A 15,733-nucleotide genomic window follows, 5' to 3' on the forward strand; every position below is an offset into this window, starting at 1 on the left:
TCTCCGTCAAAAATATGCAAATGTGCATATAGCGTTTTTTTATTTCTCAATGTCAGAATATTGAAAATAAATAAAGGTAAAGGTAAAATGAAGTCATTATCCGTCTTCTTTTGTCAGTCAGAGAGAATAGAAGAATAGGAGAGGAAAAAAATGAAAAAATCTTTGAAACAAAAAATAGTAAGCTCTTTGCTTGCTGTATCACTCGCTGTTAGCTTAGCTCCGATTGGACAAGTCAAAGCTGATTCCACGTCAGAAATCACACAGACTTCACCTATCACAAAACAAGTTGATGCAAGCCGCGCTATCGAACACATCCGTTTCTTATCCGAAACAATTGGTCCTCGCCCCGGTGGAACAAAATCTGAGGAATGGGCATCTCGCTACGTTGGTATGAAGCTTAAATCAATGGGCTATGAAGTAGAATATCAACCATTCCAAGTGCCGGATCAATACGTCGGATTTATTGAATCACCATTATCCACAAAGCGTAATTGGCAAGCTGGTGCTGCCCCTAACGCACTAATTTCTACAGAGGCTGTTACAGCCCCTCTTATCTTTGTTCAAGGTGGGACAAAATTAGAGGATATTCCAAATGAAGTAAACGGAAAAATTGTCCTATTCGAAAGAGGAACAACAGTAGCGGACTATAATAAACAAGTTGAAAATGCTGTTAGCAAAGGAGCAAAAGGTGTTCTTTTATATAGCTTAATTGGTGGTCGTGGAAACTATGGACAAACTTTCAACCCTCGCCTAACGAAAAAGCAATCTGTCCCTGTCTTTGGTCTTGCTTATGCACAAGGAAATGCATTTAAAGAAGAAATCGCTAAAAAAGGGACAACAATCCTTTCCCTCAAAGCGAGACATGAATCTAATTTAACATCATTAAACGTCATCGCTAAAAAGAAACCAAAAAATAGTACAGGTAATGAAAAAGCTGTCGTTGTAAGTTCACACTACGATAGTGTCGTTGGAGCACCTGGAGCAAACGACAACGCTTCTGGTACAGGATTAGTATTAGAATTAGCTCGTACTTTTCAAAATGTAGAAACTGATAAAGAAATTCGTTTTATTGCTTTTGGTTCTGAGGAAACTGGCTTACTTGGCTCTGATTATTATGTTAATAGTCTATCCCAAAAAGAGCGTGACCGAATTTTAGGTGTCTTTAACGCAGACATGGTTGCTACAAATTACGATAAAGCAAAAAATTTATATGCTATGACGCCTAACGGTTCTCCAAACCTTGTAACAGACGCAGCCTTACAAGCAGGCAAACAATTAAATAATGACCTCGTACTGCAAGGGAAATTTGGCTCTAGTGATCACGTACCGTTTGCTGAAGTTGGGATTCCTGCGGCTCTATTTATTTGGATGGGTGTCGATAGTTGGAATCCATTAATCTATCATATCGAAAAGGTATATCACACACCTCAAGATAACGTATTTGAGAATATTTCACCTGAACGTATGAAAATGGCATTAGAGGTTATTGGTACAGGCGTCTATAATAGCCTTCATTCCACTGTAAAAACAGGAGAGAAAGCCGCTTAATACTATTTCAAGCCACCGATTAATCGGTGGCTGTTTATTAAGAAAAAATAAATATGCATAAAAGCATATTTATTACATGGTATTATGGTGTATAATTAAAATCGTAATATATAAATAAAGTATACAAATTACATAGCATTATGTAGAATAAAAAATTTAAAATACTATTGATTACATCTAATGAGAAGATTTTTCGATTGTAAAAAGGTGCTCTTGCAGTTGTGTTAACTTGAACTTCAGAAACTAATACCTTCATTCCTAAAATAAACGTTACATCAGCTACTCAAGAACAAAGCTTTACAAAATGCTATTTCTAAATTAGCTATAAAAATGGCTATGCATTCATCCAAAACTTAATGAAACATAGCATTGACCTTAAATTACATGAGATACCACACTCTAAGCTTATGGAACAATGATAATGGGCTTCTTAAAAACGATTTTGTTATCGTTTTAGAGCCACTGATTGAGTCCACCTTGAAATTGTTCCCTTTTTTCTATAAAAAAACCCTTCAGGCTGCATTCTTCCCTTCACCTTATTGTGAAGTGTTTTTGAATACTTACCTAAAGGGCGTAATATCAATAGTAATTTTTTAATTTGTCAGCTACTCAGATTACAGTGTAATTAATAATCTAAGGCTTTTTTATTATTTAATTCGCTGACGAGCGAATAGGATTCCACCTAAAAGGAACAATACCATACCTCCAAGAATTGAACTCATTCCTGCTGATGTTCCTCCTGTGTTAGGAAGTAATGTTGGCTTATCATTTTCTGTAGTAGATGGAACTTTTGAATCGCTATTGCTGCCTGTATTTGTGTTTGGATTTTTCGGATCTGTGCTTGGATCTTTTGGATTTACATTTGGTTTGTCCTTGATTTTTGTATTTGTGATGTCATAACCTTTTACTTCAGATTTATATCCAGCTACTGGTTGTTCTTTCACTTCATACTTGTACGCTACTCCGTTTGCATCGTATGCTTGTAGCTTTTCAAACGTATATTTCCAGTTTGTTTCTGCTGTTACTTCTTTTGTATCTACTACTTTACCATTTTGTAAAAGGTCTACTTTAATCGAACTTGGACGATCTGTTGCATTGTTATCGCTCCAAGTTTTTGTTCCTTCTACTTTCGTTTCGCCTACTTTTGTATTTGTGATGTCAGTGCCACTTACTTTTGATTCATATCCGGCTACTGGCTGTTCTTTCACTTCATACTTGTACGCTACTCCATTTGCATCGTATGCTGCTAAATCTTTGAATTCATATTTCCAACCTGTTGCTTTGCTTACTTCTTGCGTCGCAATCACTGTACCATTTTGTAGTAGGTCTACTTTGATCATTTCCGGACGATCTGTTGCGTTATCGTCTTTCCATGTCTTCGTTCCTTCTACTTTTGTTTTGCCTACTTTCGTATTCGTGATGTCAGTGCCACTTACTTTTGATTCATATCCGGCTACTGGCTGTTCTTTTACTGTATACTCGTAAGCCTTACCTTCCGCATCATATGCTTCTAAATCTGCGAATATATATTTCCAACCCATTACTGCTAGTACGTCTTGTGTTTGAATCACGTTCCCGTTTTGTAGTAAGTCTACTTTGATCATTGTCGGACGGTCTGTTGCATTTCCGTCGTTCCACGTCTTCGTTCCTTCTACTTTTGTTTTGCCCACTTTTGTATTTGTGATGTCAGTGCCACTTACTTTTGATTCATATCCGGCTACTGCTTGTTCTTTCACTTCATACTTGTACGCTGCTCCGTTTGCATCGTATGCTTGGAGTTTTTCAAACGTATACTTCCAGTTTGTTTCTGCTGTTACTTCTTTTGTATCTACTACTTTACCGTTTTGTAGTAAGTCTACTTTGATTGTGCTTGGACGATCTGTTGCGTTATCGTCTTTCCATGTCTTCGTTCCTTCTACTTTTGTTTCGCCTACTTTTGTATTTGTAATGTCATAACCACTTACTTTTGATTCATATCCTGGTACTGCTTGTTCTTTCACTTCATACTTGTACGCTACTCCATTTTCATCGTATGCTTGGAGTTTTTCAAACGTATACTTCCAGTTTGTTTCTGCTGTTACTTCTTTTGTATCTACTACTTTACCGTTTTGTAGTAAGTCTACTTTAATCGAGCTTGGACGATCTGTTGCGTTGTTATCGTTCCACGTTTTTGTTCCTTCTACTTTCGTTTCGCCTACTTTTGTATTTGCAATATCAGTACCTTTTACTTCGGATTTATATCCAGCTATTGGTTGTTCCTTCACTTCATACTTGTACGCTACTCCGTTTGTATCGTAAGCTTGGAGTTTTTCAAACGTGTACTTCCAATTTGTTGCTTTACTTACTTCTTTCGTGTCAATTACTTTACCGTTTTGTAGTAAGTCTACTTTAATCGAGCTTGGACGATCTGTTGCGTTGTTATCGTTCCATGTCTTTGTTCCTTCTACTTTCGTTTCGCCTACTTTTGTATTTGTGATGTCATAACCGTTTAATTTGGATTTATATCCTTCAACTGCTTGTTCTTTCACTTCATACTTGTATGCCTTTCCTTCTGCATCGTATGCTTGTAATTTTTCAAACGTATACTTCCAGTTTGTTTCTACTGTTACTTCTTTTGTATCTACTACTTTACCGTTTTGTAGTAAGTCTACTTTGATTGTGCTTGGACGATCTGTTGCGTTATTATCGTTCCACGTTTTTGTTCCTTCTACTTTTGTTTCGCCTACTTTTGTATTTGTGATGTCAGTACCACTTACTTTGGATTCATATCCTGGTACTGTTTGCTCTTTCACTTCATACTTGTATGCCTTTCCTTCTGCATCATACGCTGCTAAATCTTTGAATTCGTATTTCCAGCCTGTTGCTTTGCTTACTTCTTGCGTCGCAATCACTGTACCATTTTGTAAAAGGTCTACTTTGATCATTTCCGGACGATCTTTCGCGTTATCGTCTTTCCATGTTTTCGTTCCTTCTACTTTTGTTTTGCCAACTTTTGTATTCGTGATGTCAGTACCATTTACTTTGGATTCATATCCTGGTACTGGCTGTTCCTTCACTTCATACTTGTATGCTACTCCGTTTGCATCGTATGCTTGGAGTTTTTCGAACGTGTACTTCCAGTTTGTCGCCGCTGTTACTTCTTTTGTATCTACTACTTTACCATTTTGTAGTAAATCTACTTTGATTGTGCTTGGACGATCTGTTGTATTGTTATCGTTCCACGTTTTTGTTCCTTCTACTTTCGTTTCGCCTACTTTTGTATTCGTGATGTCAGTACCATTTACTTTGGATTCATATCCTGGTACTGCTTGTTCTTTCACTTCATACTTATATGCTACTCCGTTTGCATCGTATGCTTGAAGTTTTTCAAACGTGTACTTCCAGTTTGTTTCTACTGTTACTTCTTTTGTATCTACTACTTTACCGTTTTGTAGTAGGTCTACTTTAATCGAGCTTGGACGATCTGTTGCGTTATTATCGTTCCACGTTTTTGTTCCTTCTACTTTCGTTTCGCCTACTTTTGTATTTGTGATGTCATAACCGTGTACGTCAGATTGGTATCCCGCTACTGGTTGTTCCTTCACTTCATACTTGTACGCTACTCCATTTTCATCGTATGCTTGTAGCTTTTCAAACGTATACTTCCAGTTTGTTTCTGCTGTTACTTCTTTTGTATCTACTACTTTACCGTTTTGTAGTAAGTCTACTTTGATCGAGCTTGGACGATCTGTTGCGTTGTTATCGTTCCACGTTTTTGTTCCTTCTACTGTCAATTCCGCTACTTTTGTATTCGTAATGTCATAACCTTTTACCTCAGATTTATATCCTGCTACTGGCTGTTCTTTCACTTCATACTTGTACGCTACTCCATTTTCATCGTATGCTTGTAGCTTTTCAAACGTATACTTCCAGTTTGTTTCTGCTGTTACTTCTTTTGTATCTACTACTTTACCGTTTTGTAGTAAGTCTAATACTTGTACGCTACTCCATTTTCATCGTATGCTTGTAGCTTTTCAAACGTATACTTCCAGTTTGTTTCTGCTGTTACTTCTTTTGTATCTACTACTTTACCGTTTTGTAGTAAGTCTACTTTGATCATTGTCGGACGGTCTTTTGCATTTCCGTCTTTCCATGTCTTCGTTCCTTCTACTTTTGTTTCGCCTACTTTTGTATTTGTGATGTCAGTACCGTTTACTTTGGATTCATATCCTGGTACTGTTTGCTCTTTCACTTCATACTTGTATGCCTTTCCTTCTGCATCATACGCTGCTAAATCTTTGAATTCGTATTTCCAGCCTGTTGCTTTGCTTACTTCTTGCGTCGCAATCACTGTACCATTTTGTAAAAGGTCCACTTTGATCATTTCCGGACGATCTTTCGCGTTATCGTCTTTCCATGTTTTCGTTCCTTCTACTTTTGTTTTGCCAACTTTTGTATTCGTGATGTCAGTACCATTTACTTTGGATTCATATCCTGGTATTGCTTGTTCTTTCACTTCATACTTGTATACTACTCCGTTTGCATCGTATGCTTGGAGTTTTTCAAACGTGTACCTCCAGTTTGTTGCCGCTGTTACTTCTTTTGTATCTACTACTTTACCATTTTGTAAAAGATCTACTTTGATCATTTCCGGACGATCTTTCGCGTTATCGTCTTTCCATGTTTTCATTCCTTCTACTTTTGTTTCGCCTACTTTTGTATTCGTGATGTCATAACCTTTTACTTCGGATTTGTATCCGTCTACCTGTTGTTCTTTCACTTCATACTTGTATGCTACTCCGTTTGCATCATACGCTGCTAAATCTTTGAATTCATATTTCCAACCTGTTGCTTTGCTTACTTCTTGCGTCGCAATTACTGTACCATTTTGTAAAAGGTCTACTTTAATCATTTCCGGACGATCTGTTGCGTTATCGTCTTTCCATATCTTCGTTCCTTCTACTTTTGTTTGACCTACTTTTGTATTTGTGATGTCAGTACCACTTACTTTGGATTCATATCCAGCTACTGGCTGTTCTTTCACTTCATACTCGTAAGCCTTTCCTTCCGCATCATATGCTTCTAGATCTGCGAATATATATTTCCAACCCATTACTGCGAGTACGTCGTGTGTTTGAATCACGTTCCCGTTTTGTAGTAAGTCTACTTTGATCATTGTCGGACGGTCTTTTGCATTTCCGTCTTTCCATGTCTTCGTTCCTTCTACTTTTGTTTTGCCTACTTTTGTATTTGTGATGTCAGTACCACTTACTTTGGATTCATATCCAGCTACTGGCTGTTCTTTCACTTCATACTTGTATGCTACTCCGTTTGCATCGTATGCTTGGAGTTTTTCAAACGTATACTTCCAGTTTGTTTCTGCTGTTACTTCTTTTGTATCTACTACTTTACCGTTTTGTAAAAGGTCTACTTTGATCATTTCCGGACGATCTTTCGCATTATCGTCTTTCCATGTTTTCGTTCCTTCTACTTTTGTTTCGCCTACTTTTGTATTCGTGATGTCATAACCGTTTACTTTGGATTCATATCCTGGTACTGTTTGCTCTTTCACTTCATACTTGTATGCCTTTCCTTCTGCATCATACGCTGCTAAATCTTTAAACTCATACTTCCAGCCCGTTGCTTCACTTACTTCTTGCGTCGCAATCACTGTTTCTTTTTGTGCTTGTGAGTTATCTTTTTGTACTAAATCTACTTTGATAGTTTTCGGACGATCTGACGCATTGTTATCATTCCACGTCTTCGTCCCTGCAACTGATGTCTTGCCTACCTTTGTATTCGTGATGTCATAACCATTTACTTTGGATTCGTATCCATCTACCTGTTGTTCTTTCACTTCATACTTGTATGCTTTTCCATTTTCATCGAACGCTACTAAATCTTTAAATTCATACTTCCAACCTGTTTCTTTGCTTACTTCTTGTGTCGCAATCACTGTACCGTTTTGTAGTAAGTCCACTTTGATGGCTTTATGCTCTTCCTCTGTGCCACCTTTCCATGTCTTCGTTCCTGCAACTGATGTCTTGCCTACTTTTGTATTCGTGATGTCATAACCATTTACTTTGGATTCGTATCCGTCTACTGCTTGTTCTTTCACTTCATACTTATATGCTTTTCCGTCTGCATCGTTTATTGCCAAATCTTTAAATTCATATTTCCAGCCTGTTGCTTCGCTTACTTCTTGCGTCGCAATCACTTTACCGTTTTTTAGTAAGTCTACTTTAATCATCGTTGGACGACCTTCCGCATTTCCGTCCTTCCATGTTTTCGTTCCTTCTACTTTTGTTGTTTGTACCACTTTTGTATTTGTAATGTCATAACCATTTACTTCTGTTGTGTATCCATCTATCGGTTTTTCTTTTACTTCATACTTGTACGCTACTCCATTTGCATCATAGACTGTTAGGTTGTCAAATTTGTATTTCCAACCATCTGCCGCTGTTACTTCTTTCGTGTCTAACACTTTCCCATTTTGTAGTAGGTCTACTTTAATCGAGCTTGGACGATCTTTCTCGTTATCGTCTTTCCACGTCTTCGTCCCTGCAATAGATGTCGTTTTCACTTTATTCGGAATTAGCAACTTAACTCCATTTACAGCATCTGATTTAACTTCAAAGTTCACTTTTGCTTGAGGATCGAAATCAATATAGTCTGGAGCCGAAACTTCTTTCACATAATATTTACCTGGTTGTAAATTAGGGATTTCAATTATCCCTTTTTCATCTGTTGTATATATATCTCCAACTTGTTCATTAGGCTCTTTATATAACTTAAACGAAACATTTGGGATTACTTTTTCTTCATCCCCTTCAATATGCTTCACAATTTTTAGTGTTCCTCTTGGAGTCACGTTACCTTCAGCACCACCCCCAGCTGTCATATTTTCGACTGGATGAGTACCCGATTCAGTAACCGGTTCTCCGTTTAAAACTTGGTAATCAATCGTATAATCATTCTTAAAGAAATCTTGCTTCTTCCCGGCTTCCGTTATAGTAGATGTATAACCAATTGAAAAGGAGGCAAGACGCGCTTTATCCTTATTAAGCACAACTTTAAATAATTTGTCTCCAGTAAAGGTAATCGTCCCGTAACCTTGCTTTTCAAGCTCTTGTAGCGTTAAAGATCGACGACCTATATGATCATCTACAATTATATAGAAACTATCCTTATTAAGTGTTTGACCTTCCTGTAAATTATCAGTCACAACAATATCACGACTTAACTCTTCTTTAGCCAAGTTTATATTCAAGAACCAACGTACTTCATCGCTCTTACCTGAGTTCATATCACCAGTTTTATAAAAAAATGGTGGCTTTCCAGGATCTGTACCCCCTCCACTGCTTGGGCCGGTAATTGTTACAGATTGCTTATCTACATTTGTACCAAAATTGGTTTCAATCTCTTTCTTTTCATCCGTTCCTACATTAGCAGCTTCTATAAAAAAGTTTAAATACCCTTTAATATTTTGATGTGTACTCACTTTATCATTAAATGTACATACCACAGTACCTGCAGTGACTTTACAAGTACCATAATCATCTAATAAAAACTCTGTATTTAATCCTTTTAATTCTGGAGGTAGTGTTAATGTCAGTGTGTCTCCAGACTTCAGCTTAAGGCCATCTTTTTCACTAAAGTTTACAGTTACTTTAGTCCGTTGTCCGACATAAAGATCTGTTTTATCAATCTTAAAACTATCCACAATTCCTGCTGTGTTTAATTCTTGTGCATTTGCTACGATAGGTAAAAGACTCTGGCCTATAGTAAACATGAAAATCATTATAATCGAAAAAATTGAAGTAATTCTCTTCAAATACATACTCTATGTTAGCCTCCCCATAATTTAAAATATAAATAGTTTCTGGTACAAACATGTTATGTCAAAAATTCTATTATCCAACTATCTCACCTACGTATTTTTAATAGCTATTATGATCTCTCTTCCTCCTTCACTACTACTTAACAACTTGAAACTTGATTTTTTATAAGTGTATCTAACATTTTCAACACGCCTACAATTATGTACTTTTAACCTATATTTTTTAATAGAAACATAGATAAACCTTAATAAAGAAGTTTAAATAATAAATACATATAGACGACAGATACTGGAATACATTTAAAATTAGAAAAAAATGATTTAAAACGCATTCCAGACGAAACTCATGACAACCATTCTTCTTTTTGTGCCTTAGGAATTATAAAATGCTTATTCTATGTGTAAAAGATTTTAGTGCGGGCAAATATAGACTAACTACTTCACAGCAAATATGCATTCTATCAACTTCCATACTTATCGTTCTGAAAAAAGAACGATAAGTACGGATTATAGTCGCATTCAGCATACCAGCAAAAAAGCTTATAAATATGGAACGAGTTAAAAACTCATATTTTACAGGATATCATTAGAAGATAAGCTTTCTGTCATCATAAGTACAGCTGATAATGTCCATGTATTAAAACATTTAATACCTAGTTAAATACCGAAATAAATTGATGCAAAAAATATCTTAACATCAGCGCTATATGATTAAAATATTACGGACGAAGTATTGTTTGTCTATGAAGATAAAAGAAATATTCTCCAAATCTGAATAAAGTGGAACAAGTTTGGGGGTAAATAAAAACGATTGTGATTTTCAACTGATTTCATGTGAATTTTGCAGAAATACGGGAATCAGTCTTTTCATTTTTGGAGTATATAAATGGGTGTCGAGAAAAAGGGTTTCTCCTGATAGATCTGATTCTAGATCTATGTCAAAAAATTAAAATAAACCTATATATTATCTATACGCTAAGAATTTTTAATTTCTTTACGAATAATAAAATATTTATATATACTTATATACATTTATGTATTATTATATATATAAGTGATGTTAAATCAAAAATAAGAGGTGTATATCTCCTCATTATTTTTATTGAATCTAAAAAACCAAGTTGATTAGCACCAAATCCCTAACTCTTTAAATACGAAGTTTTGAGGATTACCTACTCAGTTGTTAGGTAGATTATACATTTAAGTACACTTACCTTGATTGTAATAACATGACTTAAAGCAATTACAACATTCCCTATTAGCATTTCATCAATAAATAATACAGACATGCCTTTTTTCGTAATTCCCCCAAAAAACAACAAATTTTTTCCATAGTCTATTATTCTAGAATTGTTACCAAAAATCAATAGTTAATTGTTGTTCCCCATTTTTACTTCATTATTATAAGGTATCTTTAGGTTAACCAATCATCCTATTTTACATATCATATTCTGGCTAAGATTGACCACCCTCATAGAATTCTCCTTAATTTACAAAACATTATATATTTATGTTTTTCAGAAAAAACCACCTTTCTTTTAAAAGTAATAACATCTATATCCTCATTAAAAATATGCAAATAATTCAGGTTGCACTTTTCTATTTCTCAATATAAATTAATTAAAATAAAAAAACATATAATAAAGTCTTTATCCATCTTATTTTGTCAGTCCAAAAGAAAAAACAATTAGTTATAGCAAAAATCACTCATTTTAAAGTGGTGACATTTTATTGAGAAAAAATACATATGCATAAAAGCATATTTTCTCCTACTCATTATCGTATACAATATTAACTGTAACGAAAACGATTACAACAATTAAGGAGGCTTTTCTACTATGAAAAAAATGATTTTAGCCGGTGCATTAACTTTAGCAGGAATTACTGGTGCTACCGCGTTTATTCCTGAAACAAAGGCTGCTGCCGCTACTCAAGAACAAAGCTTTACAAAATTTTATTCTTTGCAAACTGGAAGTAGTTCTGAACAAGAACCTGTTTTCCTTCAAAAGGGACAAGAGTTAACAATTCAACCTAACAGCAAAACCCCTAGTTACAGTGTTTATGACTCAAATCATAACCTTATTGGACGTTATTCTGATGGCTACGGCCGAATTTTCACTACAAAAACAGATGGCAATATGTACGTTCAATTTCATGCACCTTATGTTTACTATAGTCCTGTTAGCTTTTCGGTTACGTATACAATCCGATAAAATAAAGGCCCTTCCCAAGGGCCTTTATTTTGTTTCCCAATTCACTTTTACAAAACCATCTTTCACCATTAAACCACTTATACTAAATACATACTTTTCATTCGCTTTCAATGTAGCTTTAAAAGTACCTGTTTTCGATTCACAAATCTCCTTTAACTCTCTTATACCTTCTCCTTGCCTTTCATACAAGCTAAAGCATAAATTCCCACGTTTTGCATCTGTCTCATAGGAAAATGTTACTTCTGTGTCTTTTGCATACTCAAGTTCAATATCTTTCCCAGCAATATCCCATGATGAGAATTTTGCCTCATAGCTTGTCTCTCCTTGTTGCTCACTCTCTAAATACATATCACCAGCTCTCCACATATCATCTAACGTTTGAACGAAAGCGAAGCCGCTCAGTAATACAAACATCGCACTGGCAAATATGACAACTAATGTTATCTTTTGTTTTTTCATAGCATTCATCGTATGCTCTCCTTCTATTTTCTTGTTACTTCTTCGTATCATATATAACAAAACTCCAATAAAAAACGGCAATATAATCACTACAACACTCCACCACTTACTTATTCCACGCGTTTTCGCATCTGTATACACCCATGATGTTACACATACTAAAAGTGCTATAAAAGCTAAAAACATTGTAATCCCAGCTATCTCAAATACTACAAATGGATTATCGAACTCTATCATGTAATTTATACTCCTTCTTTAAAAATGACTGTATGACAACATATATAGGAATGTATAGGTGCATCATAATAACTATCGTTATAATGATAGTTATTTTATGATCCAAATGACTAATAAACTGCTCTAGGGTGACTGTTAATATAATCATCCAAATAGCATGAATGAAAATAACCCATCTCTTCTCTAATTTCCGAGCATTTTGCATGCCCTGCTTCGTATTATTTATTAGCTCTTCGCTAGGAATCATCTCTCCCGCTAAACTACTTTTTATCTTTTGATCAAATTTATCTTCCTTCATAAACGAACCCCTCCAAATGTTCTCGCATTTGCTTCTTCGCATAATTAAGGCGGTATTTCACCGTACCAATTGGTATATTTAATATTTCACTCATTTCTTTGTAAGAATATTGTTCATAGTAGTAGAGTACGAGCACTGTTTTATATTTTTCATTTAATAACTGTATAACTTCTCGTATCATTTCTGCTTCGACTTTTTGAATAAATTCTTCTGATATATTCACATCATCTGCATGCTCTATTTCTCCCCCATCTTCTTTATGAAATAAATCCAATACACGATCTTTCCATCTTTTTTTCTTACGATAAAAATCATAAAACGTACGAACACAAATTGTAGTAATCCACTTTTTATAATTCTCCACGTAAGAAAGTTGGTGCCGCGATGAAAAAACCTTTATCCACGTCTCTTGAAAAATATCCTCCGCGTCTTCTTTCGTCTTCGCTAACTTATAGCATAAGGAATATATTTGCTGCTTATATATATCAATTAATTCTTCTACCTTTTCTTCCATCGGAAACCTCCTGTCATTTATATAAGACGACGCAAATTCTCCTTTTGTTTGATAAAAATTTTATTTTTTTATTATCTCCATACAAAAAGGCAATCACAACATCGTGTGATTGCCTTTTACTGAAAGCGAAAAATCGGCTCCGCTTTTCTTTATGTCTAGCTCTGCCTCCTAGCCCCTTCCGTCTAAGAACCTTCCCCACGAGAAGATAAAATGCATCTTCTGTGGGAAAGAACCTTAGCCTTCGGGACTAAACAGTCGGCTCCGCTTTTCTTTATTGTCCAGCTCCAGCGGCTAGAATACTCGGTGGCTTCGCGCCTTCCTCCGAGGCAAAGTACGCCTCTCTGTCAGGAGCTCCATCCCCCTCCTATTCTAAACGAGTCGCTTCCGCTTTTCTTAATTACATTTTTTCTGGTGCAGATACTCCTACGATTGCTAATGCGTTTTGAAGTGTAGTGCGTACTGCTTTCATTAACTCGTAGCGAGCTTTACTTAATTCTAAGTTATCTTGGTTTAATACTTTTTCTGCATTGTAGAAGCTGTGTAATGCTGCTGCTAATTCAAATGCATAGTTTGTAATACGGTGTGGTAAACGTTTTTGTGCTGCATCCGCAACTACTGCTGGGAATTCACCAAGTTTTTTCAGTAACTCTACTTCTTTCTCAGAAGTAACAAGTTTGTAGTTCACGTCTCCGCCTGTAGCTAATCCTAATTCTTCACCTTGGCGAAGGATACTGCATACGCGAGCGTGAGCGTATTGTGCATAGTATACTGGGTTTTCATTAGATTTTGATACAGCTAAGTCCATATCGAAGTCTAAATGAGAATCACCGCTACGCATTGCAAAGAAGTAACGCATTGCGTCTACGCCTACTTCTTCCATAAGCTCACGAAGTGTGACTGCTTTACCTGTACGTTTACTCATTTTCATTTTTTCACCATTTTGGTACAGTTGTACCATTTGGATGATTTCTACTTCTAACGTGTCTTTATCGTAACCAAGCGCTTGAATAGCAGCTTTCATACGAGGAATGTAACCGTGGTGGTCAGCACCCCAAATGTTGATTAACTTATCGAAACCACGCTCTAATTTATCACGATGATACGCGATATCTGGCGTTAGGTACGTGTAAGAACCGTCGTTTTTAATTAATACACGGTTTTTATCATCACCGTAAGTCATAGAACGGAACCAAGTTGCCCCATCTTCTTCAAAAATCTCATCGCGCTCTTTTAATACAGCAAGAGCTTGATCGATTTTTCCGTTTTTGTATAATGATGTTTCTGAGAACCATACATCAAATTTAACACGGAAACTTTCTAAGTCTTTTTGAAGTTTTGCTAACTCATATTTTAAACCGTACTCACGGTAGAATTCATAACTTTCTTTTTCATCAGCTTTCGCATAACGATCGCCAAACTCTTCAGCTAAACGCTTACCGATTGCAATAATGTCCGCACCATGGTATCCGTCTTCTGGCATTTCTTTCTCTAAGCCTAAAGCTTGCATATAACGAGCTTCAACAGAAAGAGCTAAGTTATGGATTTGGTTACCAGCATCATTAATGTAGTACTCACGAGATACATCGTATCCTGCTTTTGCTAATAAGTTACATAACGTGTCACCTACTGCTGCACCACGTGCATGTCCTAAGTGAAGGTCACCTGTTGGATTCGCAGATACGAACTCAACTTGTACTTTTTCACCTTTACCAGTATTCGTTTCACCGTAAGCTTCACCAGCATTAACGATCGTTGGGATTAAGTCTGTTAAGTAGCTATTATCCATGTAGAAGTTAATGAAACCAGGACCTGCGATTTCAATCTTTTCAATAGAAGCTTTTGCTTTATCGAAGTTTGCAACTAATTCTTCTGCGATCATACGAGGTGCTTTCTTTGCAACGCGTGCAAGTTGCATTGCCATATTTGTAGAAAAGTCACCATTTGTCTTATCTTTTGGAGATTCTAATACAACGTTTGGAATCTGTTCTTCTGTCGCTAATTCTGCCTTTAATACAGCAGCTTGAATTTCTTCTTTAATTAATCCTTTTACTTGTTCTAAAGAATTCATTATTTTGCCTCCTTCAAATTGATCGTAATTGTATATCTGCCAGCTTCTTGTTCACTTAGAAGCAATGCGTACGTTAAGAAGAGTTGTCCTTTTTTCTTTTCATCCGACCATTTAAAAAGAACGTTATCAGTCTTTGTTTGCAATGCAAACGTACCAAGTTCACTCATGTACGTACCAGTTGTCCATTCACCTTTCACATGCGTTTGACGCATAGAAACAGCACCTGAACGCATAATGAGAACTTGTTCATCTTGAATTTTAATAATTGTTTTTACTTCGCCCTGTTCGTTCGGCTCTTGGAATGTTACGTATGTACCTTGACCTTTTACATAGTATTGACCATTTGCTTCAAAAGCAACGGTTTCCTTCCTCGCCCCTTCACGGATTTCTGTTACGAAATGAACGTGTACCGGCAAGCCTGCAAGTTGTTTCTCCACGTCTTGCACACCTTTCAAATGTTATAGATATTAAATACTACTTATAATAAATCACTTTTCCTATCATATCAAAAAAAACCTCTGTCTGTCTGCTGAAAAATCAGGAAAACTCCATTTCAAAAAATAATTCACTTTCACTT

9 protein-coding genes are annotated in these 15,733 nt (G+C 36.0%); 2 read left to right on the plus strand and 7 right to left on the minus strand.

Annotated elements, in window-relative coordinates; all coding sequences use genetic code 11:
• Positions 1-150 precede the first annotated feature (150 nt).
• Entirely contained in the window at positions 151-1,548 is a 1,398-nt protein-coding gene (locus tag EKQ63_RS28270; RefSeq protein ID WP_087955186.1) for a M28 family metallopeptidase, read from the plus strand.
• A gap of 647 nt (positions 1,549-2,195) precedes the next feature.
• Here EKQ63_RS28270 and EKQ63_RS30070 read toward each other — a convergent pair.
• Together EKQ63_RS30070 and EKQ63_RS28290 are read right to left on the minus strand one after the other, a co-directional pair.
• Complete coding sequence (locus EKQ63_RS30070; RefSeq protein ID WP_190240638.1) at positions 2,196-5,396, minus strand: Cna B-type domain-containing protein; 3,201 nt, start codon at positions 5,394-5,396, stop codon at positions 2,196-2,198.
• 119 nt (positions 5,397-5,515) lie between these two features.
• Positions 5,516-9,367, minus strand: coding sequence for a Cna B-type domain-containing protein (locus EKQ63_RS28290; RefSeq protein WP_223290775.1), 3,852 nt, complete (start codon positions 9,365-9,367; stop codon positions 5,516-5,518).
• A gap of 1,838 nt (positions 9,368-11,205) precedes the next feature.
• Here EKQ63_RS28290 and EKQ63_RS28305 point away from each other — a divergent pair.
• Positions 11,206-11,580: a hypothetical protein gene (locus EKQ63_RS28305; protein ID WP_143881714.1), complete on the plus strand. Its 375-nt coding sequence runs from the start codon at positions 11,206-11,208 to the stop codon at positions 11,578-11,580.
• 24 nt (positions 11,581-11,604) lie between these two features.
• On the opposite strand, the gene EKQ63_RS28310 is transcribed toward EKQ63_RS28305, so the two are convergent.
• The 5 genes from EKQ63_RS28310 to EKQ63_RS28330 all read right to left on the minus strand — a co-directional run bounded on the left by EKQ63_RS28310 (position 11,605) and on the right by EKQ63_RS28330 (position 15,593).
• Positions 11,605-12,276 (minus strand): anti-sigma factor, encoded by a 672-nt coding sequence (locus tag EKQ63_RS28310; protein ID WP_087955188.1) that lies wholly within the window; start codon positions 12,274-12,276, stop codon positions 11,605-11,607.
• A complete protein-coding gene (locus EKQ63_RS28315; protein WP_087955189.1) occupies positions 12,260-12,574 on the minus strand; it encodes an anti-sigma factor in 315 nt (104 codons plus the stop codon). Before EKQ63_RS28315 ends, EKQ63_RS28310 begins: the two co-directional genes overlap by 17 nt.
• Complete coding sequence (locus EKQ63_RS28320) at positions 12,561-13,088, minus strand: RNA polymerase sigma factor (protein WP_000391655.1); 528 nt, start codon at positions 13,086-13,088, stop codon at positions 12,561-12,563. The genes EKQ63_RS28315 and EKQ63_RS28320 overlap by 14 nt, the downstream gene beginning before the upstream one ends.
• 397 nt (positions 13,089-13,485) lie before the next feature.
• Positions 13,486-15,156 (minus strand): arginine--tRNA ligase, encoded by a 1,671-nt coding sequence (argS, locus tag EKQ63_RS28325; protein WP_087955190.1) that lies wholly within the window; start codon positions 15,154-15,156, stop codon positions 13,486-13,488.
• Positions 15,156-15,593 (minus strand): YwiB family protein, encoded by a 438-nt coding sequence (locus tag EKQ63_RS28330; protein ID WP_070758258.1) that lies wholly within the window; start codon positions 15,591-15,593, stop codon positions 15,156-15,158. Before EKQ63_RS28330 ends, argS begins: the two co-directional genes overlap by 1 nt.
• Between the last annotated feature and the right edge of the window lie 140 nt (positions 15,594-15,733).

Source organism: Bacillus sp. BD59S (assembly GCF_007363175.1).
GTDB classification, from domain to species: domain Bacteria; phylum Bacillota; class Bacilli; order Bacillales; family Bacillaceae_G; genus Bacillus_A; species Bacillus_A pacificus.

What these genes read in the sequence shown, in the direction of transcription:
- EKQ63_RS28320 (WP_000391655.1), bottom strand. Translation starts at nt 13,088, where the DNA reads ATGGAAGAAAAGGTAGAAGAATTAATTGATATATATAAGCAGCAAATA.
- EKQ63_RS28315 (WP_087955189.1), bottom strand. Translation starts at nt 12,574, where the DNA reads ATGAAGGAAGATAAATTTGATCAAAAGATAAAAAGTAGTTTAGCGGGA.
- argS (WP_087955190.1), bottom strand. Translation starts at nt 15,156, where the DNA reads ATGAATTCTTTAGAACAAGTAAAAGGATTAATTAAAGAAGAAATTCAA.
- EKQ63_RS28310 (WP_087955188.1), bottom strand. Translation starts at nt 12,276, where the DNA reads ATGATAGAGTTCGATAATCCATTTGTAGTATTTGAGATAGCTGGGATT.
- EKQ63_RS28270 (WP_087955186.1), top strand. Translation starts at nt 151, where the DNA reads ATGAAAAAATCTTTGAAACAAAAAATAGTAAGCTCTTTGCTTGCTGTA.
- EKQ63_RS28305 (WP_143881714.1), top strand. Translation starts at nt 11,206, where the DNA reads ATGAAAAAAATGATTTTAGCCGGTGCATTAACTTTAGCAGGAATTACT.
- EKQ63_RS28290 (WP_223290775.1), bottom strand. Translation starts at nt 9,367, where the DNA reads ATGTATTTGAAGAGAATTACTTCAATTTTTTCGATTATAATGATTTTC.